Annotated in this window: 18 protein-coding genes and 1 riboswitch; all 18 genes read right to left on the bottom strand. The window is 39.4% G+C overall.

The window, feature by feature from the left end; translation table 11 throughout:
- Positions 1–107: 107 nt before the first annotated feature.
- Positions 108–2,390: a type I pullulanase gene (gene pulA, locus ACVC7R_RS00965; RefSeq protein ID WP_447263121.1), complete on the bottom strand. Its 2,283-nt coding sequence runs from the start codon at positions 2,388–2,390 to the stop codon at positions 108–110.
- A 109-nt stretch (positions 2,391–2,499) separates the two neighbouring features.
- Complete coding sequence (gene ligA / locus ACVC7R_RS00960) at positions 2,500–4,458, bottom strand: NAD-dependent DNA ligase LigA (protein WP_447263120.1); 1,959 nt, start codon at positions 4,456–4,458, stop codon at positions 2,500–2,502.
- A 241-nt stretch (positions 4,459–4,699) separates the two neighbouring features.
- Positions 4,700–5,959, bottom strand: coding sequence for a nucleobase:cation symporter-2 family protein (locus ACVC7R_RS00955; protein WP_447263119.1), 1,260 nt, complete (start codon positions 5,957–5,959; stop codon positions 4,700–4,702).
- The gene (locus ACVC7R_RS00950) at positions 5,956–6,540 is read right to left on the bottom strand and encodes a xanthine phosphoribosyltransferase (protein ID WP_447263118.1); all 585 of its coding nucleotides are present in this window, start codon (positions 6,538–6,540) and stop codon (positions 5,956–5,958) included. Before ACVC7R_RS00950 ends, ACVC7R_RS00955 begins: the two co-directional genes overlap by 4 nt.
- 77 nt (positions 6,541–6,617) lie before the next feature.
- Positions 6,618–6,714: riboswitch (purine riboswitch) on the bottom strand.
- Complete coding sequence (guaC, locus tag ACVC7R_RS00945) at positions 6,707–7,690, bottom strand: GMP reductase (protein WP_447263117.1); 984 nt, start codon at positions 7,688–7,690, stop codon at positions 6,707–6,709. It overlaps the preceding riboswitch by 8 nt.
- Positions 7,691–7,872: 182 nt before the next feature.
- Entirely contained in the window at positions 7,873–9,177 is a 1,305-nt protein-coding gene (locus ACVC7R_RS00940; RefSeq protein ID WP_447263379.1) for an McrC family protein, read from the bottom strand.
- Entirely contained in the window at positions 9,164–11,086 is a 1,923-nt protein-coding gene (locus ACVC7R_RS00935; protein ID WP_447263116.1) for an McrB family protein, read from the bottom strand. Before ACVC7R_RS00935 ends, ACVC7R_RS00940 begins: the two co-directional genes overlap by 14 nt.
- A 162-nt stretch (positions 11,087–11,248) precedes the next feature.
- Entirely contained in the window at positions 11,249–12,028 is a 780-nt protein-coding gene (locus ACVC7R_RS00930) for an L-threonylcarbamoyladenylate synthase (RefSeq protein WP_447263115.1), read from the bottom strand.
- Between the two features lie 27 nt (positions 12,029–12,055).
- A complete protein-coding gene (leuD, locus tag ACVC7R_RS00925; protein WP_447263114.1) occupies positions 12,056–12,649 on the bottom strand; it encodes a 3-isopropylmalate dehydratase small subunit in 594 nt (197 codons plus the stop codon).
- Between the two features lie 9 nt (positions 12,650–12,658).
- Positions 12,659–14,041: a 3-isopropylmalate dehydratase large subunit gene (gene leuC / locus ACVC7R_RS00920; RefSeq protein WP_447263113.1), complete on the bottom strand. Its 1,383-nt coding sequence runs from the start codon at positions 14,039–14,041 to the stop codon at positions 12,659–12,661.
- Between the two features lie 3 nt (positions 14,042–14,044).
- On the bottom strand, positions 14,045–14,314 hold the full coding sequence (locus ACVC7R_RS00915) for a DUF1294 domain-containing protein (protein ID WP_447263112.1): 270 nt from the start codon (positions 14,312–14,314) through the stop codon (positions 14,045–14,047).
- Complete coding sequence (leuB, locus tag ACVC7R_RS00910; protein ID WP_447263111.1) at positions 14,311–15,348, bottom strand: 3-isopropylmalate dehydrogenase; 1,038 nt, start codon at positions 15,346–15,348, stop codon at positions 14,311–14,313. The genes ACVC7R_RS00915 and leuB overlap by 4 nt, the downstream gene beginning before the upstream one ends.
- 11 nt (positions 15,349–15,359) lie before the next feature.
- Positions 15,360–16,922, bottom strand: coding sequence for a 2-isopropylmalate synthase (locus ACVC7R_RS00905; RefSeq protein WP_447263110.1), 1,563 nt, complete (start codon positions 16,920–16,922; stop codon positions 15,360–15,362).
- Between the two features lie 314 nt (positions 16,923–17,236).
- Positions 17,237–17,893: an MmcQ/YjbR family DNA-binding protein gene (locus ACVC7R_RS00900; RefSeq protein WP_447263109.1), complete on the bottom strand. Its 657-nt coding sequence runs from the start codon at positions 17,891–17,893 to the stop codon at positions 17,237–17,239.
- A gap of 43 nt (positions 17,894–17,936) precedes the next feature.
- The gene (locus tag ACVC7R_RS00895) at positions 17,937–18,569 is read right to left on the bottom strand and encodes a copper homeostasis protein CutC (RefSeq protein WP_447263108.1); all 633 of its coding nucleotides are present in this window, start codon (positions 18,567–18,569) and stop codon (positions 17,937–17,939) included.
- A gap of 93 nt (positions 18,570–18,662) precedes the next feature.
- A complete protein-coding gene (locus ACVC7R_RS00890; RefSeq protein ID WP_447263107.1) occupies positions 18,663–19,022 on the bottom strand; it encodes a YbaN family protein in 360 nt (119 codons plus the stop codon).
- Positions 19,023–19,129: 107 nt separating this feature from the next.
- A complete protein-coding gene (topA, locus tag ACVC7R_RS00885) occupies positions 19,130–21,217 on the bottom strand; it encodes a type I DNA topoisomerase (protein WP_447263106.1) in 2,088 nt (695 codons plus the stop codon).
- A gap of 119 nt (positions 21,218–21,336) precedes the next feature.
- Positions 21,337–22,194 carry a DNA-processing protein DprA gene (dprA, locus tag ACVC7R_RS00880; protein ID WP_447263378.1) on the bottom strand — a complete coding sequence of 286 codons (858 nt, stop codon included), beginning with the start codon at positions 22,192–22,194 and terminating at the stop codon, positions 21,337–21,339.
- Positions 22,195–22,205: the final 11 nt, after the last annotated feature.

Raw genomic sequence — 22,205 nt, 5'->3', positions numbered from 1 at the left:
CCTCGCATTTTAGTAGAATTGAGTCTTTGAAACATTTTTATTGATTCATTGGACTCTGCAAGAGCGTTTTATCCTACACTTCATTGACTTCGTCTTCAATCTAAGACTTAGTCTAAAACATTCATAACTGCCACACTAACACTGTCAATTGTATTTTCATTTTTTGAACGGCTGTTAGTGATTCGCATTTCAAGGTTACCTGCATTTTCATAATACTGTGATTCTCCTTTAGCATTGAAGACCACTAAGAAATGCTCGTCATCTCCTTGAACTTCGTACACAATCCAGCCACTGTCTTCAATCGCTGTATGAACGAAGACGTGACGATAAACTTCATCGTATGTAGGATATGAAAAAGCACTGCTCTTTGTTTTTAGTTCAATAATCTGACGGATAAATTCAATACTATCCTGACGCTCATTGATTAAGTCCCAATTTACTTGGTTCACAGCATCTGGAGCATTGTAACTATTCATAGCTCGTTCTCGGTCATCATGAGTCAGCTCACCATTTTCGCCTGTAGCTACTAGTTTTGTACGACCGAACTCTTGACCAAGTTCCATAAAGGAGATACCTTGCATAAGTAGGTTCATTGCTGTTGCTGTTTCTACTTTTTTCATGATACTTGTTTGGTCTTCCGTTGGATGAAGAGTCGCTAGCAAATCATGCAAGTTATAATTATCATGTGCTTCTACGTAGTTAACAACCTGATTAGGACTGAGATAAGAACCTAGTTCATGGCTACCAAGGATAGCTTTTGCAATAATCGGTTCAGTAGCAGCTCCGCTAACAAAACCAGATTTGATTTCTCCATAGACTTCGCCACCTTTTACAGCATCACGTTGGTCATCATTGAAGAAGCCGATATTTGGCAACTGATAAGCATTATCTTTCTTAGCCTTATCATATGGTGCAAGACCTGTTCCCATATCCCAACCTTCTCCATAAAGGATAATTTTAGGATCGACTTCATCCATTGCCCAACGAATCATCTGCATGGTTTTAACATCATGGATTCCCATCAAATCAAAACGGAAACCATCGATATTAAACTCATTTACCCAATAGAGAAGCGAATCAATCATGTACTTACGGAACATTTCATGCTCACTCGCAGTTTCGTTTCCTACACCTGTACCATTTTGATAGCTTCCATCTCTATTCATTCGGTAATAATAATCCGGTACCGTCGTTTGGAATGGAGCATCAACAGTTGAATACGTATGGTTGTATACAACGTCCATAATGACACCAATTCCAGCATCATGATAGGCTTGAATCATCGTTTTCAAATCTCGGATAACTTGACCTGGATCGTTTGGATTCGTAGACATGCTGGTTTCTGGCGCATTGTAGTTTTGTGGGTCGTAACCCCAGTTGTATGTGACATTACCATCTGCATCATACTCTTTGTGACGATCTGCAATTGGTTGCAGTTGAACATAGTTAACACCTAGTTCCTTGATGTAGTCAAATGCGGTAGACTGGCCATATTGGTTGACTGTACCAGTTTGAGCAGCTCCCAGAAAGGTCCCTCTTAACTCTGGAGAAACTCCTGATGTTTCAGACTTGGTCAAATCACGTACATGCATTTCATAAACGACAGCTTGACAAGGATTTTCTAAACGCCATGTTGCTTCCGTTCCATTCTTAACTTCAAACCCATTAACTCGGCGTTCTTCTTCAGAAAGGATTGCTGATCGTTTGCCATCTGGACTTGTTGCAGTCGTATATGGATCTCGAGTTACTGATTGATGATGTGGAAAATCTATCTGGTATTGATAAGCTCGCCCTGCAAGATTTTCTGGAACCGTCAAACTCCATACACCAATAGTATTGTCCTTGTGGCTATAAGAATAACTGTTGCCACGATGCATTTCATAAATCTTAAGGATAGGCGCATCATTACTTGCTGATTCATAAACTACAACTTGTACAGTGGTTGCTGTTGGGGACCATAGTTTAAAGCTAGTTTCTTTTTCGGAAACCTGGCAGCCCAAGTCTCCTTGGTAACCCCAGTGGTGGTCAAAACTAGCACTGTTAATCGCTTTATCAAAAGCAAATGGATTTTGATCTTTATAGTGTGGACTTGCAATAGCTGGATTTTCAGAATAATAAACGGTATTATCTCTATCTAAAATCCAAACTTCTGTCAAAAGTGGATAATAATTGAATCGGATAGGATATTCTTTTCTGACTCCATTTTTTTCAACTGTAAACACCATTTGTTCAAGAGGTGTTTCACTCGGTTGAGTAAATGAAAATTTTTCGCCAAAGTATTCTTCCTCTTTGGTAAACTCTACTGAATCTAGAGGAACCTTACTAAAACTGCAAGCCTTATAAGCTTCATCTTTACGATGATAATGAATAAGTACAGGGTAATGATACATGTTTTTCCTAATTTCTAATTGTTTAATTTATATAGTGACATTTCTTGATTAAGGTATTTGGATAGAAGCAAGAAATGATCGATGGTTATTCTAGACTGTGTAGTACTCCTTACAAACTTTCAAGCCAAGCTTCGTCCCGAATCTCAATTCCCAACTCCTGTGCTTTTTGGAGTTTGCTACCTGCATCTGCTCCCGCTACCACAAGATCTGTTTTTTTCGATACACTGCCAGTTACCTTGGCACCAAGATTTTCGAGCTTACTTTTGGCTTCCGAGCGAGTAAGACGTTCAAGTTTCCCTGTCAATACAACAGTTAGACCTGACAAGGCTGCATCTGTCGCAACAACCTGACCTTTATAATCTAGATTAACACCTAATTCTTTTAATTCTCTTAAAAGTATTTTAGCACCCTCAGTCTCAAAATAGGATTGAAGGCTTTGAGCAATAACATTCCCAAGACTTTCGATGCTTGCTACTTCTTCAGGATTTGCTTGTGCAAGTGATTCGATCGAATGGAAATGTTGTAAGAGTAGTTGACTCGCCTTGCTGCCAACATGACGAATCCCTAAACCAAATAAGAGTTTTTCTGCAGAATTTTCCTTAGAGGATTGAATCGCTTGATAAAGCTTTTGCGCCGATTTATCCTTAATACCATCTAATAAAAGGAAATCTTCTACAGTTAAGCGATAAATATTCGCAACATCTTTAACCAAATCAGCAGCAAATAGTTTCTCGACGATAGATGGTCCAAGACCAGCAATATTCATGGCGTCACGAGATGCAAAGTGAATCAAGCCTTCCTTAATCTGAGCAGGGCATCTAGGATTAATGCAACGAAGGGCAACCTCATCTTCAAAGTGTAACAGTTTGCTCTCACAACTTGGACAGATTGTTGGAATATCTAGTTTTTCTTCCGACACACGTTTAGACTCTACCACTCGTAAAACGGCTGGTATAATATCGCCTGCCTTGTACACAATGACAGTATCATCCTTACGAATATCCTTTTCAGCGATATAGTCAACATTATGAAGTGTCGCCCGACTAACCGTTGTTCCAGCTAGTTGTACGGGTGTAAGGTTTGCAGTCGGAGTTACAACTCCTGTACGGCCAACTGTCCAGTCAACAGAAAGGAGTTTCGCTTCTTTTTCTTCTGCTGGAAACTTATAAGCTACAGCCCACTTCGGTGCTTTGACAGTAAATCCAAGTTGCTCTTGACCAGCTAGGTCGTTAACCTTAATAACGACACCGTCAATATCATAAGGTAATTGATCTCTTTCTTGCCCTACTTCTTGGATAAATTCCCAAACCTCATCCATGCTATGAGCTAATCGGCGTCTAGGGTTAACTACAAATCCTAACTGCTCTAAATGGTTCAAAACTTTCTCTTGGCTATCGCGAGTTGAAGGACTAGCTTCCTGATAAAGGAAGGTTGCGAGATTACGTTTAGCTACTACTGCTGTATCTAACTGACGAAGTGTTCCTGCAGCAGCATTTCTCGGATTTGCAAACTCTGGTTCACCGTTTTCTTGACGAGTTTGATTGACCTGGTCAAATGAAGCTCTCGGCATATAACACTCACCACGAACAGTAATATCAAGTTTTTCTGGCAAGGATAACGGAATGTCTTTCACTCGTTTAAGATTTTCTGTGATATTTTCACCAATAAAACCATCACCACGAGTCGCCCCAGCAACAAAAAGTCCTTGCTCATAAGTCAAGGAAATCGATAAACCATCAATCTTCAACTCACAAATATAAGTGACATCATCCAATTCCTTACGAACACGCGCATCAAAGGCATCGAGCTCTTCACGAGAAAAAGCATCCTGCAAACTATAGAGAGGATACTGATGACTATATTTTTCAAATCCATCTAGAATCTTACCGCCAACACGGTGGGTTGGACTATCTGGCAAGACTTGATCTGGATGAGCTTTTTCTAACTCTACTAATTCACGATAAAGACGATCATACTCACTATCTGATACAGAAGGGTTATCACTTGTATAATACTCTGTCGCATAGCGATTGAGCAACTCAACGAGCTCTTTCATTCTTTCATTCATAAAACCATTTTACCATAAAAATGACTATAGAAACAATCCTCAAGCTCTAAAAAATAAAATGGGAGTGGGACAGAAATCGGTAATTCTTTAGAATTCGATTTCGTCGTCCCACCTCCGCACAGTTGAGTAGGGCTGTAAAAGCTGATGAAATCTGCGTAGTAGAGCCCACTCAACCACTGCGTCTTGCTCGACAATCCAAAGACAATTGAGAGGCTAGGACTTTTGTCCCAGCCTCTTTATGTTATTTTTTTCGGTTCAAAATAGCGTTCAAAATGATGGCCACTGTACTTGCAATGACGATACCATTTGAGAAGAACATTTGTAATTCTGTTGGTAGAGTATTGAAGAGGTTGCTTCCGTTTAGTCCCACCCCTGCAGCTATAGAAATTGCTGCAATGAGGAAGTTATGTTCATTATGTTCGAAATCCACACGAGACAAGATTTGCATCCCTTGTAGAGAAACAAAACCAAACATGACAAGCATAGCTCCTCCTAAAACAGGACTTGGGATAATCTGAGCTAAGGCACCAAATTTTGGTAAGAGACCAAGTAAGATAAGGAAACCAGCTGCGTAGTAGATTGGCAAGCGAGTACGAATACCTGATAGTTTAACCAAACCAACGTTTTGAGAAAATCCTGTATAAGGGAAGGTATTGAAAATACCACCAAGTAAAACAGCGAGACCTTCAGCACGGTAGCCATTACGGAGACGAGTGCTATCGATTGGATCTTTAGTAATATCAGAGAGTGCAAGATATACACCAGTTGATTCTACCATTGAAACGGTAGCGATAATACACATCATGACAATAGAAGAAATTTCAAATTGTGGAGCACCAAAGTAGAACGGAGTTGGGATATGAACGAGTGGAGCTTCTGCTACTGGAGAGAAGTCAACCAAGCCCATAGCCGCAGCGATGATTGTACCTGCAATCAAACCAATCAAAATTGAAATTGATTTAATGAATCCTTTGGTAAAGATATTAACCAAAAGAATGATGAGAATCGTGATGGATGCTAAAGCTAGACTTTGCCCAGTCGGCTGTTCTACATTGTTTCCCATATTACCGATAGCAACTGGAATCAAGGTTAAACCAATTGTTGTAATGACAGACCCTGTTACGATTGAAGGGAAAAGATTGGCAATCTTAGAAAATACACCTGCAACCAGAACCACATAAATCCCTGAAGCAATTAAGGCCCCAAACATAGCACCACTACCATGACTTTGTCCAATCATGATAAGAGGAGCAACAGACTGGAAGGCTACCCCAAGAACAATAGGTAAACCAACACCAAAATGTTTATTGAGTTGCAATTGTAAGAGAGTTGCAACCCCACACATAAAGATATCTGTCGAAATAAGGTAGGTCAACTGTTGAGCTGAATAACCTAAAGCACCTGCAATCATGATTGGTACTAGAATTGATCCCGAATACATGGCAAGTAAGTGTTGCAAACCAAGAACGGCTGCCTGTGAGTGGTTTTCCTGTTGTTTCATTTGATATCTGCCTCCTTAAAGATAACTTTTCCATTTTCAAAACGCTCTAAACGCGCAAGTGATACTACCTGATGACCTAATTTTTCTAATAATTCACGACCATCTTGGAAGGATTTTTCAATCACGATTCCGATAGCTTCAACATTAGCACCGGCTTGCTCAATAATCTGAATCAGACCTTTAGCAGCTTGCCCATTTGCCAAAAAATCGTCAATAATTAGTACTTTATCTCCAGGAGATAAGAACTTCCCTGCAATAGATACGGTACTCGTAACTTGTTTCGTGAAAGAATAAACTTCAGCAGTTAAAATCCCCTCATTCATAGTGATATTTTTTGCCTTCTTAGCAAAAATCATGGGTACATCCAACTGTTCAGCCACATAAAGAGCTGGTGCAATTCCAGACGCCTCAATGGTTACAACTTTGGTAATACCAGCATTTTTAAAATGCTCTGCAAAGGTACGACCGATTTCTCGCATCAACTTATAATCAACTTGGTGGGTCAAGAAGGAATCCACCTTAAGAATATTCTCACCAAGAATATTCCCATCTTTTAAAATACGTTCCTCTAATAATTTCACAATAACCTCCGAAATAAAAAAGAGACTTACAAAGTAAGTCTCCAAGCTGAAATAGAGACAGCAATCCCCTGTCTTTATCTCTTTTGTGACTTACTCATTGTTAGGTATTTACGGTACCTTGTAGAAACGCCACGCCAATTCGCGACATAAATAAGTAATCTATAATTTAGTGAGCATCCCCATTCCAGATAGAGTTCTTCACAATCACATAATCTACATGTCTAAGATCAGCTACCTTTCGACCTCCAGCATAAGAAATCGAACTTTGCAAATCTTGTTCCATCTCAGTCAGGGTATCCTGTAAATGTCCTTTAGCAGGGAGAAGAATTTTCTTTCCTTCAACATTCTTGTAGGCACCTTTTTGATATTCTGAAGCTGAACCATAGTATTCTTTAAATTGTTTACCATCGACTTCGACTGTTTTACCAGGGCTTTCAATATGACCTGCAAATAGTGAACCAATCATAACCATGCTTGCTCCAAAGCGGATTGACTTAGCAATATCACCGTGTGTACGAATGCCACCATCAGCAATAACCGGTTTACGTGCAGCCTTAGCACACCAACGAAGAGCCGCTAGTTGCCAACCACCAGTACCAAAACCAGTTTTTACCTTAGTGATACATACTTTACCTGGACCAATTCCGACCTTAGTAGCATCAGCACCAGCATTTTCAAGTTCACGCACAGCTTCTGGAGTACCAACGTTACCAGCGATGACAAAGGTATCTGGCAACTCTTTTTTGATGTGCTGAATCATTGAAATCACACTGTCAGCATGTCCATGAGCAATATCAATCGTGATGTACTCTGGAGCATCTTCTTTTAATTGACTAACAAAATCATACTCGTAATCTTTAACACCAACAGAAATCGAAGCAATCAAGCCTTTCTCATGCATGCGTTTCACAAAAGGAATGCGCCCAGCTTCATCAAAGCGGTGCATGATATAGAAATAACCACCTTTTGCAAGTTGTTCTGCAACATCTTCATCCAAAATCGTTTGCATATTAGAGGGAACAACTGGTAATTTAAAGGTGTGCTTCCCTAGTGTCACTTGTGTGTCAGCCTCTGCTCGACTTTGAAGAACACACTTATTAGGAATTAGCTGAATATCTTCATAGTCAAAAATCGGAAATTCGTTTAACATTTCGATGTCTCGTTTCTTTTATAATGACCTACCTATGCTTGCGCATCACTACGCCTTTTCCGACGTTTCCTCTAACGATTATAAACTAAGGTAAAGATTTTGTCAATTATTTTGAAACCTAAAATTTATAACGTTCGGATTTTACTCGTTATTTCATAAAAAATAGAGAGTTTATAGGCTCTCTAATTTTGTTTTATATTATTTTGAAAAATTCTTTCTGACTTCCCTAGCATTTCATAGAATTCGCTGTAGGATGACGCCTTCTGAGGGACTTGGATAGACCACTTTTTAAGCAAGACCCCATAACCTTCAACTTTTCCTATTTCACTACTTACTGTCTGATCTATGCTAGGGAAAATTAAGCCAGCTTTCTCTGCTTGTAAGATATAAGCATAGGAAATCAATTGAAATAGATCATCACGATTGATTCCCTTTTCAGTCAATTCCAGTTTTTTATATTTAGCATCTAAAACGATTTTTAACTCTTTATGATAAAAATCTGGAAATACCTTTCGTTCACTGTTTGAAAATATTGAAATACCACCTATTTTCTCTCTATTCTTTGGATGAACAAAATTTTTAGGCAACAAGGTATGAACATACTCTTCCCAAAGCCAAGCAACATCAAAAAGAATACCATGGATTTTTTGCTCTTGATATCCTAAACCATGCTTTTCACTATTTAGAATCATCAGGCAAAGCTCCTGTAATTTTCTGTACTCTCGAAAATAGGCATGACGAAGAGGTTTGGTTTTATTCATTCTTATAATCTTAGCACGATCAGCGAGTTTATATGAAGGGGTTACACGAATAATTTCAGATACATGTTCTCGACTAGTCGAGATATTATCAAGAACTCCACTCCCTATACTTTTCTGATTCTTCATGTATTCAATCGTGTGACGGATCAGCTGCATGAGGGGATTATCATAGGTGAACTCTCTAGTTGTGTAGGAAATATTTCCTGTGAAAGGAAGATTTTTCTTGAGATGATTTCCTACATCAATCACTCCCTTAACATGACTGTCGTTATGAGAAAAACTCTGGTATTCCTTATAAAGCCCTTTTCGGAGAGCAGCTTGAAGATACTTAGGAAAGAGATACATCAGAAGTTGATAGAGCTTATCTTCACGCGACAAAGCAACATCTAAACTAGTGAGATTGATATTGAGAACTTTCTGCAATAGATAATGTAAAAAATAGTCATCTCTTTCGTTTGAAAAGCGAGAAGAAATGGTTAATTTCTCCTGACCACAACCTAGAAAACCAGTCACATTTCCTGTCTTGATTTTCTGATTGACCGTTTCCAAAATCTTTTGGTCTTTATCCAAGTCAGGAGAATATTGCAGGTCATTTGGAAAAATAAAGATATTGTCTTCTTGAGAAAGATTCTCTAGGGTTCTGTCTAAAAGAACCTGACTAATTTTAGGATATTCTGCGATAAACTCTTCTTTGTTTAAGGTCTGTTGATTGTCAGTTATCTGCATCGTCATCACCAATGTCTAGCTGATTTATTTGCTTATTATTTGCTAAATCAAACGCTTTTTTCAATGTTTTTAGAGTTTCAACTTCCTCATAAGAACCGCGCAGGTAATCTTCCAACAATGGTTTTAGATAATCAGACCAGAGTAATTCAAAGTCAAAATCCACTTCCTTCAATTTAAGGAAATAACTTGGTCCTATATGGTAATGACTATTTAATTCCTGAACCTTTTCAATTTCGGCATTCAAGTTTCTTAGACGAATTTTAGCTTCTTCAGCCTTATCACCAAGAGCATCATCTAGCATGCCTAGTTGGCTTTCAGCAGTAATTTCAACAAAACGGAAACGACGACGCATTGCGAAATCAAAGGTGTCAACTGAGCGGTCGATATCATTCATAGTTCCGATGATATAAACATTTTCGGGGATATAAAACTTTTCATCGTTTTCGTGTAGATTGGCATATTGAGTAGAAACACTCCCCTTTTCACCACGATAGCCAGGGTCGATAGAGAAAAAGAGTTCCCCAAAAATCTTAGAAATCTCACCACGGTTAATCTCATCGATGATGAAAACGAATTTCTTGTCTGTGTCAATTTCTGTTGGAGAAAGGTAGTCTTTGAGACCAAATCTCTTTCTCAATGTTTCTAGGACAGTTTTCCCACCACTTTTGTAGTATTCTTGCTTATTATAATTTTTATCTTTATACAACTCGTAAACATATTTGCGAGGTATTGACCATCCTGGAACACCACTATCATAATTTACTGACAAATTTTGTCTACTATTAACAGATAAGTAAGATGTTTTTGTTATATATTCTTTTTCTTCAGCAACATTTATATATTCTAAGTAAGAATCCCAAGCCTCATCAAAATTATCTTGTCCTCCAATCAATTGGGCTTCTTTTGCTTTCTGACAAAAATCTTTAAAAATACCATCCTGTAGCCTAAACTCAATAGCTCCATCCCCATTTGATACCGGTCTTAACCCCTCCACAAAATCTGTATAGTCATAAGATGGGTGAAACTGAACAAAGCCTATTTGATCTTCGTTACCATCTGTTAATTCTTTGGCAATTTCTTTAGCAAGATAAGTTTTTCCTGTACCAGGAGCACCACGGAGAATGAGGTTTTTGGATTGTAGTAGAGTTTGACTCAATGTATGATAAACCTTATATTCTAGAGACATTTTTTCTTCTTTCTTTTCATTTTCGTCTAAAAATTGTGTTGAATATTCAAATAAGATACTTCCCAACAATGATGGTTCCAGCTCAGGATACTTTTGCAATACGAGTTGACAAATCTCATGATTCTGAAGATAAGGCCCCCCTTGATTTTTTTGAGGAAGTAGCTTGTTCCAGAATCTCTTTTGACTATTCATATTTACCCCTAAAAAAGAATGGTTCTCAGAATAAATACAAAGAAGTTTTGTAACAACTGCAGAACGACCAATAAATTCATTTGTTGACTTTTTCATGTCAAAGATAGGATTATTGAAATCTAACTTTCTACCAGCTTGGATGATCTCATACAAATCCGATTTTAATTTGTTAAATCGGTCTTCTAGTTCTGATTCTGGAATGATTTTATTAGCTTGATTCTTATAGCTTTTGGTATCCTCATTCCAATAAATACCAAATTTTGAAGAGCCTCCTCCACCAATTCCCATAAATAATGAATTGTACTTTCCAGTCTCAAGAGCATAGCAAAAAGAATTACTTTTAGCGCCTTTCCCAATGACATACTCATCAATAGACATAGTTAAAATTCTATCAAGAGGCCATTCATTAAGAAATTCTTCTCTCAATTCTTCATTTTTCAAACTGTATTGTTTCGCAGATTCTCTTAAATTGATTTCATTTTCTTGATACCAATCATAAAAATCTTCTAAACTAACTCTTCTATCTTTCATCAATTAAACTCCTTTTACTGATAATGTTTGAATATTACACTATCTATTAACATATATTTTAAATCTAGAATAACACATACTATTAAAAAAGAAAAGAATTTCTAAAGAAAAAGCCCAGAGTAGAGGGTTTTATCCCCTCATAACACTAGACTCTTTTTTATCTTAATAATACTCGCCTTGACGGTAATCCCATGAGTTAAAGGTATCTGATAGGTGCATCATGATTTTATCAATGTCAAGTCCTTTACGGATCACAACTGGGGCTGGTGAAGTCGAGCGTGCTCCTCCTTGTTCTGGGATGAGTTTGCCGTCCTTATCGACCATAGACACCATCACACCTTGCTCGTAACGTGTCTCAATCGTTTTGTCTGGTTGGATAGATGCCACATAATCGTCTGCTTCGATGACAAGGTCCACTGCCCCTTCGATACGTTGACCGATACCTTCCACCTTACCACGATTTCCTTTCCCAGACGGGTTAGCTGATGAAGCATAAACCATCTTGCCTTCTTCCCAAAGTTTGGCAGCCAATTGTTCCCCGGCTTTCCCGAACTTAATCACAAAACAGCTCGTTCCACGCACGTCAGTCATGAGTTCTTCACGGCCATCACCGTATGCTTTGAGTTTTTCAAAGGCTTCTGGTTTCCAAGGAAGGATACAACCAAGAAGAATATCTTCATCCCAATGTTTTTGGTAGAAGGCTTCGATTTCAGTGTTGAGTTGGGCTAATGCGCGAAGTTCGTCCATGCTACCGCAGAGGACTACTCCTGGTTTGTTACGATTACGCTCTTTAGCTTCAAACTTACGCTCAAGTCCTGCCTTGTCACTTGTCATGATGATGTAACCAACTTTGGTAGGGCAAACGATACATCCACCCTCACCTTTTAAAATGTCATATCCTTCTTGTGAAAGTGTTCCGTCCCATTGAATGTGTTTTGTCATAGTTCTATTTCCTTTTCTATTTTTATGCTATTCTTGCCAGTAGGCTGGGCGTTGTGTTTCATAGGCAGCAATCAAATCTTCATACTGCAAGGTGATACCAATATCATCCAAACCATTTAGAAGCTTGTGTTTCCACTCGCTATCGATTTCGAAGGAGAACTCTCCAACTGGTGAGATGATTATTTGTTGTTTCAAGTCAACAGTTACCTGTTCAGTCGGTTGTAGCTGGGCTAGTTTCTCTCTAACTTCCCTGGGTTGAACGATGGGCAACATGCCATTATTGAGTTCATTATTGTAATGGATATCCCCAAAAGACCCTGCAATTACGACTTTAAAACCATAGTCAGCTAGAGCCCAAGCTGCGTGCTCTCTCGAAGATCCAGCCCCGAAGTTGTCCCCTGTAATGAGAATACTAGCTTTGCGGTACTCGGGTCGATTAAAGACAAAGTCTGGATTCTCAGTATACTGATCGTCCAAATAACGCCAGGCATACATGAGGTACTTACCAAAGCCTTTTTTATCAATCAACTTGAGAAACTGCTTGGGAAGGATTTGGTCGGTATCAATATTGTCATTCATAAGAGGAACTGTTGTTCCCGTAAATACTGTGAATTTATCCATATCCTCTCCTTACTGGGCTTCAGGCAATTGTCGAACATCTACGAAACGACCTGCGATAGCTGCCGCAGCTGCCATGGCCGGACTACAGAGATGGGTCTTAGCCCCAAATCCTTGTCTGTCTTCAAAGTTACGGTTGCTAGTTGAGGCGCAGTGAACACCATCTGGTACTTTATCAGGATTCATCCCGAGGCACATGGAGCAGCCTGGGTCTCTCCATTCGAAGCCGGCATCTAGGAATACCTTGTCCAAACCTAACTTCTCAGCTGCTCGCTTGACTGGTCGAGAGCCCGGAACTACGATTGCTGTTAGATTGGGAGCAATTTTCTTCCCTTGGACAAATCGAGCAGCTAGTTGTAAGTCGCTAAGACGAGCATTGGTGCAAGATCCGATAAAGATGTATCCTAGTTCAATATCTTCTGGCTTCTGACCTGGTTGTAAATCCATGTAATGATAAGCACGTTCATCATTCATATCCTTTATTTCTGGGAAACTACTGTCAAAGTCAACACCCATAGCAGGATTGGTTCCCCAAGTCACCATAGGAGCCAATTCAGAGACATCCATTCGGATAACCTTGTCATAAAGAGCATCGTCATCACTAACCAGTCTTTTCCAATCAGTTACTGCCGCATCAAAATCCTTGGGAACACACTCACGACCCTTGAGATAGTCATAGGTTTTCTGATCTGGATTCATGATGCCCATCTTGGAGCCGAACTCGATAGACATATTGCAGATAGTCATTCGCTCTTCCATACTCAGTGCATCAATCGCTTGTCCACGATATTCCACCACGTAGCCGACACTACAAGCAACGCCGTACTTGGCAATCAAAGCCAGAATAAAATCCTTAGAATAAACTCCTTTTTGGGGAACTCCTGTGAATTCCACCAACATTTTCTTAGGCTTAACTTGCCAGAGTGTCTGAGTAGCAAAGACGTGCTCGACTTCACTGGTTCCAATTCCGAAAGCAATCGCTCCAAATGCTCCGTGAGTTGCTGTATGGCTATCACCACAGACGATGAATTTCCCTGGCTGTGTTCGTCCTGTTTCTGGACCAACCATGTGAACGATACCCTGTTTTTCAGAACCGTGAGCTGCATGTTCAATCCCAAATTCCTCAACGTTTTCAGCCAGTTTATCAATTTGAGCCTTGGAAATCACATCTCGAATATCGTAGATATTGACTGTTGGAACATTGTGGTCAAAGGTAGCAAAGGTTAAATCCGGTCGTCTCAATCTACGCCCCGTATCTCGTAATCCTTGAAAAGCTTGAGGACTGGTCACCTCATGAATATAGTGCTGGTCCACATACATGAGTTGAGGCTGCCCCTCTTCCCCTGTTATGACATGGAGGTCCCACAATTTATCAAAAATCGATTTTCCTGCCATCCATTACCTCCAAATGAAATATAAGGCTACTAATGTAGTCACCATACCAAGAAACCAAACCGTTTTAAAGTACCATTTTCTAGTCTTATGGTGAAATGTGATTCCTGCCAACCAAGCACCAAATCCACCACAGACAAGTGCTATAGTCAAGAGAATTTTCTCAGGGATGCGCCAAGCACCTCTTTTGGCTTTAGATTTATCAATGCCATAGATTATAAAAATCAAAAGGTTCCAAATCAGGATAGCAAAAGTAATTCCTTCATTTAGTTTCATAGTCTTGCGATAATGGCTTCTGTCATTTCCTTGGTCGAAGCCTGTCCTCCTATATCTTTCGTTAAAATTCCAGCTGCCAAACTTGCTTCTACAGCCTGTTCGATTCGCTCTGCATCCTCATTTCGTCTAAAACTATCACGCAACATCATAGCAACTGATAAAATCATGGAAATAGGATTGGCAATGCCTTGACCTGCAATATCAGGAGCTGAACCGTGAATGGGTTCATAGAGGCTTGGTCCATTTTCAGAGTGACTAGCTGATGGCATAACCCCAAGTGTGCCAGATAGAACGCTTGATTCATCAGATAAAATATCTCCGAACAGATTCTCAGTGACGATAACATCAAACTTAGCTGGATTGGTAATCAGGAGCATGGCAGCTGAGTCGACTAGCTGGTGCTCCAAGGTTACGTCGGGGTAATCTTTTGAGACTTCTTCAGCCACTCTTCGCCAGAGTTTTGATGTAGCCAAAACATTTTGCTTATCAATACTGGTAAGGATTTTTCTCCGACTTCTTGCGATTTCAAAAGCCTTACGAATAATCCGCTCTACTTCCTCATAACTATAGTCATTGATATCACGCGCTTTTTTCTCTTCAAGGATATGATCCCCAAAGTAAATCCCTCCTGTCAACTCACGCACTAGGACAAAGTCTACCCCAGCAATTCGTTCAGGTTTGAGAGGCGACAAGTGCTTGAGACTATCAAAGATTTTAACCGGACGAATATTAGCATAGAGATTAAGTTCCTTGCGGAGAGCCAAAAGTCCTTGTTCTGGTCGAACTGTAGCATTATCATACTGAGGACTACCAATGGCGGCTAGGAGGATCGCATCCGCTTCTCTACTTGCCTTGAGAGTTGCTTCTGGTAAGGGATGTCCTACTGCATCAATACCTGCACCTCCAAAAGGACGCTTGTCTATCTCATAGTCAAAGTCTGTTTTTTCGGCTATAGCGGCTAGAACTTCTAAACCAGCTTCCATGATTTCTGGACCGATTCCGTCACCTGCTAGGGCAACAATTTTCTTTGTCATGGTGTTCTCCTTTAAAGACTAGGCATATCTCTGTAAGAGACATTTGGACCAATCTCGCCAGTATTCTCTTTTTGAACAAGGGTATTGGCATTTATGTATGCAATTGCTGAAGCCTTCAGTACATCAAAATCAAGTCCGGCCGCATTAAAAATAGTTTCTGTATCTCTGTTTTCAACAGTAACTAAGACTCGAGCCTGGGCATCAATACCATCTGTTATAGCATCTATTGTATAGGATACCAGACGAACCGATTGGTTAAAGAACTTGTCAATAGCATTAAAAATAGCCTCCACAGAACCTTGTCCAGTGGCATTAAACTCGACCTTCTCACCATCCAAATACGCCAATCTGACTGTGGCTTCAATGTCATTATCCGCGTGAGTTTGAAGCTGCAGATCATCAAAGTGAAAGCCTTCTGGGTTTTCAACCATAGTTCCAGCTACCAGAGCTCGAATATCTGCGTCTGTGACTTCTTGCTTCTTATCTGCTAAGGCTTTGAACTTGGTAAAGAGGGGATTGATATCCTCATCTGTGAAATCTAGGGCCAATTCTTTCAGTTTTTCTACAAAAGCATGGCGCCCAGACAATTTACCAAGTGGCAGACTGTTACTTTTGACACCCACCAACTCTGGTGTGATGATTTCATAGGTAAGTGGGTTTTTAAGAACACCATCCTGGTGAATACCAGATTCGTGAGAAAAGGCATTGCCACCAACGACGGCCTTGTTTTTAGGAACTGGAATACCAGAGAAGCGAGAAACCATTTCAGAGGTATTGATGGTTTCATTTAGAACGATACTTGTCTCTACTTGGTAATAATCTTGACGAATATTGAGAGCCACTGCTATTTCTTCAAGGGCTGCATTGCCAGCTCGCTCCCCGATACCGTTAATGGTTCCCTCAACACGCCCTGCACCGTTCTTAACAGCAGCGAGGCTATTTGCTACCGCCATTCCAAGATCATCATGACAGTGAGGTGAATAGATAATCTGACGATTGGTCTTGACATTCTCAATCAAGTATTTAAAGATAGCTCCATATTCCTCAGGCGTAGTAAATCCAACCGTGTCAGGGATATTAATGTACTTTGCCCCAGCATCCACTGCTGTCTGTACAACTTGTAAGAGGAAATCCAACTCAGTTCTAGTCGCATCTTCAGGAGAGAATTCAACTACTTCAAATTTCGAACGTGCATAGGAAACATGTTCTTTAATAGCTTCCAATATTTCCTCTTTGCTCTTATTCAACTTGAACTCACGATGAATCGGACTGGTTGCGATAAAGACATGGATTTGTGGATACTTGGCATCCTTGAGTGCCTCATAACACGCATCAATATCAGATTTGACAGAACGTGCCAAACCTGTCACTGCAGTTTTCTTCATGGCTTTAGCGATTTCCTGAACTGCTTTAAATGAATCAGGACTAGCCGCTGGAAAACCAGCTTCTATTGCTGAAATACCCCATTTCTCCAGTTGCTTAGCAATGGCAACCTTTTCCTTGATTGAAAAATTGACACCTGGTGTCTGCTCACCATCTCGGAGACTGGTATCTAAAAACTCAACTACACGCATGAGAATTCTCCCTCCACATTTTCGATATAGAAAAAACATCTCGCTCGGAATTCCAAGCGAGATGTTGATTTACTCCCGCTTGGTAAGCCAAACAGGACTAATGCTATTGCACTAGTCCGAGTACCTCAACAACAAAGCAAATTGATTAAACTTAGCTGTTTTCATGTTTGACTTTCTCCTTTGTTTGATGTCTTGTTTAGTATTCTAGCATAGGAAAAAATTCTTGTCAAGAAAAAATCCAATATTTTCTGAAAATTTCTTCAGTAAAGAATATTTTGGTAATTGAATCTATTTGAAAAATCAAACATACAATTTCATTTCTTCGAAGTCAAAAAGTAACTTCTCTCAAATAATTCAAGTACCTTCTCGTCAGTTAGAGTGTCATCGAGTGGAAGACTAATCCAATAGCGTTTATTCATATGAAAGGCTGGATAAATCCCGTTTTGTGAAAGCAAGTCAGCTACTTGATCATGTTTGAGATTGACTGCTTCCACTAATCCTTCTCTCCCCTTATCTAGCCTATCCCAAGGAATTCTCATTAAAATAGCATACCACTTCTGATTATCTTCATGGCGGAGAACCGCCGTATCAGGGGATTTTTCCCATAAGTATTCAAGTTGATTTTCATACATTTCTTGAACTTGAGTCATGATTCTCTTGGTCTGTGGACAGATAAACTCCTGTACTTCAAAACAGGCCTTTCGAATCTCATAAAGTTGCTCTAGGCATGCCTCTCGAACACTTCCGACAAAAGTTCCTCGCATACTTTCCATGTGGACTTGAGGATAGAGTTCACCAGTTTCCTGATCAAAAACCTGAAAAATTAAGTCTCCGTCCACAACTGTGACTTTCATAAGAAAATCACCCTGCAAAATAATTGAACTATAAGTCCATATTCCTTGATCTTCTACAAATCCATACTCTTTAGCCTTTTTACTGTTAAATTGATAGGCTCTAAAAATTTCAAACATAAGCGAAAACTGCTACCAAAAGCTAGCAGTTCCTTTCTATTTTTTAAAAAACAACCTTAGTTCCATGTAATTGTGTCACACCCAGTTGGTCGATAAAGGTTTGACGGTTGTCCATGTCAATGCCTCCGCCCGGTAAGATTTCAATTTTGCCGGCTGCGTGTTCTAAAATTCTATGATAGTGAGCAAGGCGTTTCTCTAGAGAATCGCCTGACACACCAGCTCGAGTCAAGATACGTCTTACCCCAGCCTGGCTGAGCCAGTCAATAGCTTCTAGTTGATCTTGGTCACTTAAGTCGTCAAAAGCCATATGGAAGACAATCTCCATACCTTTAGATGCTGCAATCAATTTCTCAAGATTGACTTTGTCCAATTTTTTATCTGCTGTTAATGCACCAAAGACAATCCCTTGGCTACCTGCCTGAGCAGTAAGACGAATATCGTCGAGCATAATAGCAATTTCTAGGTCATTGTAGACAAAATCACCACCACGTGGGCGAATCATAGTCATGATAGTCGTATCGTACTTAGCTGCCAGTTCCACAGCTGCCTTGGTAACTCCGTAGCTTGGTGTTGTTCCACCAACTGCCAAATTATCACAAAGCTCAATACGACGAGCTCCTGCCTGCATAGCTTTTTCAAGCAAGGTCACATTTTCAGCACAAAATTCGTAAATCATTTGATACTCCTTGAAGGTTTCTTTGATATTATTATATCATATTATTCTTAGCATCCTCTGTTTTTTATCAAGGGAAATCAAACCTTTTTAAAACTAATCTTTATCTGGTATGACCTTAAAGAGATAATAGGTTATAAATACTGTTAAGCAACCTAAAGCAATTTTTACAGGTAAAAGAGGAGCAAAATAAATGGAGATTCCCATCAAGATATAAATCGAAACAATAATCTTCTTCTTACGTTCACGCGAAATAGACTTCGTTTCTCTAAAGTCCGCAACATAAGTTTGGTAAAGCTTTGTATGATAGAGCCAATCCTCAAAACGTTTAGAAGATTTTGAAAAACAGGCAATTGACAATAAAAGAAAGGGGGTTGTTGGTAATAAAGGTAAGGCCACACCAATTATGGCTAAAGCTAATGAGATGAATCCAATACTGAGATAAATGATGCGCATATTGACTCCTAGTTAAGATTAATGTTCTTCTAGTTTCCCATAAAATGATGAGATCTGTCAAGTTATAACTTAAAAGGACTGAAAACAGTAGTTCAGTCCTTTTACAATTATTTAATTTTTTCTTCTTCGTAGTCACCATTGCTACATACAATTTGTTTGCCTCCACCACGGATTTTCTTCTCCATGAGGAAATGACCACATTTTGGACAATCACGCCCAACAGGCTTATCCCAAGAAGTAAATTCACATTCTGGATAACGATTGCACCCGTAGAAAATACGATTACGCTTGGTTTTACGTTCGATAATTTGGCCTTGATGACAGTTGGGACAAGTTACCCCAATTTCTTTTACAATTGCTTGTGTGTGGCGGCAATCTGGGAAATTGCTACATGCGTAAAACTTACCGAAGCGTCCAATCTTAATCACCATTGGACTTCCACAAACTTCACAGTCAAATCCTGCCGGCTCATCCTTGATTTGAATTTTTTCCATCTCTGCTTCAGCTTTTGCAACCTCTTTAGAGAATGGTTTGTAAAATTCATCAATAACTCGTTGCCATTGTTCTTTACCGACCTCAACATCATCCAGTTTCCCTTCCATCTCAGCGGTAAACTTCACATTAACAATGTCTGGGAAGTATTCGACAATTAGCTTGTTAACGACTTGTCCTAGATCAGTTGGTTCAAAGCGTTTAGATGCGAGTCTTACATAGTAACGTTTTTGAATTGTCTCAATGGTTGGAGCATAAGTAGATGGACGTCCAACTCCATTTTCTTCTAAAGTTTTAATCAGAGTTGCTTCTGAATATCGTGCAGGCGGTTGTGTGAAATGTTGTTCAGGTTTGCTATTGACCTGTTTGACCACATCTCCTACTTTCATATCTGGCAACATCTTATTCTTATCAGAATCATTGTAAATCGCCAAATAACCATCAAATTTGACCTGACTACCATTTGCTGCAAATTGAACACCATTTTGTGACAGCTTCACAGCCATGGTATCAAAAATCGCACCAGTCATCTGACTCGCTACAAAGCGATTCCAGATAAGCGTATAGAGTTTGAGTTGGTCTTTATCCAAGTACTTAGCAATCTTTTCAGGTGTATTGAAAACACTTGATGGTCGGATAGCTTCATGGGCATCCTGAGCACCAGAAGCATTTTTCACCTTACTTCCATGCTTAGAGTACTTGCTACCAAAACGTTCATTGATGTAGCTTGCTGCTTCATTCTGTGCAACCGGACTGATACGAGTTGAGTCCGTACGCATGTATGTAATCAAACCTTGTACACCCGTACCAATATTAATTCCCTCATAGAGCTGTTGGGCAACCATCATGGTCTTACGAGTACGGAAGTTAATCTTATTTGCCGCATCCATCTGCATGGTTGATGTTGTATAAGGTAGCGGTGCATTACGTTTACGCTCTTTTTTATCAACCTGTTCCACTGTGAAGTCTTTGCTAGTAAGATGAGATAAAACTTCTTTTACCTTTTCATTAGTAGCAAGCTTCATCTTCTTCCCATTCATACCATAGAAAGAAGCTTGGAACTGCTTGGTTCCCTTTTTAAAAACTCCATCAATAGTCCAATATTCTTCGGGTTGGAAGGCATTAATCTCATTTTCCCGATCAATGATTAGCTTAAGAGCAACAGACTGAACACGCCCTGCTGATAAGCCTTTTTTAACCTTTTTCCAAAGAATTGGTGAAATTGAATACCCCACTAAACGGTCCAAAACACGACGGGCTTGTTGGGCATCGACCAAATTCATATTGATTTTACGAGGTTCTTTAAAGGCATTCTTAACTGCATCTTTAGTAATCTCGTTGAAAACAACACGATTAGTATCATTCTCATCCAATTCGAGAATATGCGCTAAATGCCAAGAAATAGCTTCTCCTTCGCGGTCCGGGTCACTCGCTAGAAAGACTTTATTTGCCTTCTTAGCTTCTTTTTTCAAATCATTGATGAGAGGACCTTTCCCACGGATATTGATATATTGCGGTTCGTAATTATTTTCCACATCGACTGACATACTTGACTTTTTCAAATCACGAATATGTCCCACGCTGGCCAAAACCTTATAATTGCGTCCCAGATATTTTTCAATCGTTTTTGCCTTAGCGGGAGACTCCACGATTACAAGATTTTTTTTACTTGTTGATTTTTTCTTTTTGGTTGCCGTTGCCACTGTATCACACCTTCTCAAAGTAATAAACTTTATAAAGTGTAAACCATTTTTAAAAACCTGTCAAGACATAACTCCCATATAATAGAAGAAAAGTTTGCACAATGAAATCATTTTACTCGTTAAAATTCAAATTCTGCTAGAATGTCTTGCCCGCATGTTGCTAACTTTGCCCCTTCTTGGATCAAATGATGACAACCGTCTGAACGCCCATCTAAAATTGAACCCGGAATTGCAAAAACATCTCTTCCTTCTTCCATCGCTCGCTCACAAGTGATTAAGCTACCAGATCTCATTTTAGCTTCTACAACGATGACCCCTCTACATAAACCCGCAATCATACGATTTCGTGCAGGAAAGTGATATTTTAAAGGTTCTTCTCCTGGACCGTACTCAGATAATAATAAATGATGTTCTCCAATATATTCTTGAAGGCGTTTATTGGAACGTGGATAATAGACATCTAAACCAGTCCCAATAATTCCAATCGTTTTGCCTCCAGTTTGTAGAACAGACATATGGGCAGCTGTATCTATTCCCCTAGCAAGTCCACTCACCACAACCAATTCATTTTCCAATTCTTCAATGACTTTACGGACTGACTTCGTTCCTGTTTGGCTACAAGATCGACTGCCTACAACCGCAATCTTGGGTAGTTTTAATAGATTGAGGTCTCCTTTGTAAAAAAGCAATACAGGAGCATCATAAATTTCACTAAGTGAAATTGGATAAACATCATCCAAAATCGAAAACGATGGAAACTTTTCAAAATCTTTCTTTAACCGTTCCATGCTCTCAAAAGTTAATTTATGATAACGCTCCATAAAAACGACTGGATTACGACACTCTGAGGCTTCAGCGATGGTCTCTAAACTCAATTCCTGATCATAAATTTCTCCGTATTGAAGTACTTTCAGAACCTGCTGATTACTTAAGCCTGCTTGCTTTAACTTATAAATCTCAAAATTATCAATCTTAATCTTCATGATTA

It is taken from the genome of Streptococcus sp. Z554 (assembly GCF_053010305.1).
Note: the sequence above shows the minus strand (reverse complement) of the source record. Positions and strands in the feature narration are given on the sequence as shown.

Coding starts and splice junctions, on each gene's coding strand:
- pulA (WP_447263121.1), bottom strand. CDS start 2,390: ATGTATCATTACCCTGTACTTATTCATTATCATCGTAAAGATGAAGCT.
- ligA (WP_447263120.1), bottom strand. CDS start 4,458: ATGAATGAAAGAATGAAAGAGCTCGTTGAGTTGCTCAATCGCTATGCG.
- ACVC7R_RS00955 (WP_447263119.1), bottom strand. CDS start 5,959: ATGAAACAACAGGAAAACCACTCACAGGCAGCCGTTCTTGGTTTGCAA.
- guaC (WP_447263117.1), bottom strand. CDS start 7,690: ATGTTAAACGAATTTCCGATTTTTGACTATGAAGATATTCAGCTAATT.
- ACVC7R_RS00940 (WP_447263379.1), bottom strand. CDS start 9,177: ATGCAGATAACTGACAATCAACAGACCTTAAACAAAGAAGAGTTTATC.
- ACVC7R_RS00935 (WP_447263116.1), bottom strand. CDS start 11,086: ATGAAAGATAGAAGAGTTAGTTTAGAAGATTTTTATGATTGGTATCAA.
- ACVC7R_RS00930 (WP_447263115.1), bottom strand. CDS start 12,028: ATGACAAAACACATTCAATGGGACGGAACACTTTCACAAGAAGGATAT.
- leuD (WP_447263114.1), bottom strand. CDS start 12,649: ATGGATAAATTCACAGTATTTACGGGAACAACAGTTCCTCTTATGAAT.
- leuC (WP_447263113.1), bottom strand. CDS start 14,041: ATGGCAGGAAAATCGATTTTTGATAAATTGTGGGACCTCCATGTCATA.
- ACVC7R_RS00915 (WP_447263112.1), bottom strand. CDS start 14,314: ATGAAACTAAATGAAGGAATTACTTTTGCTATCCTGATTTGGAACCTT.
- leuB (WP_447263111.1), bottom strand. CDS start 15,348: ATGACAAAGAAAATTGTTGCCCTAGCAGGTGACGGAATCGGTCCAGAA.
- ACVC7R_RS00905 (WP_447263110.1), bottom strand. CDS start 16,922: ATGCGTGTAGTTGAGTTTTTAGATACCAGTCTCCGAGATGGTGAGCAG.
- ACVC7R_RS00900 (WP_447263109.1), bottom strand. CDS start 17,893: ATGTTTGAAATTTTTAGAGCCTATCAATTTAACAGTAAAAAGGCTAAA.
- ACVC7R_RS00895 (WP_447263108.1), bottom strand. CDS start 18,569: ATGATTTACGAATTTTGTGCTGAAAATGTGACCTTGCTTGAAAAAGCT.
- ACVC7R_RS00890 (WP_447263107.1), bottom strand. CDS start 19,022: ATGCGCATCATTTATCTCAGTATTGGATTCATCTCATTAGCTTTAGCC.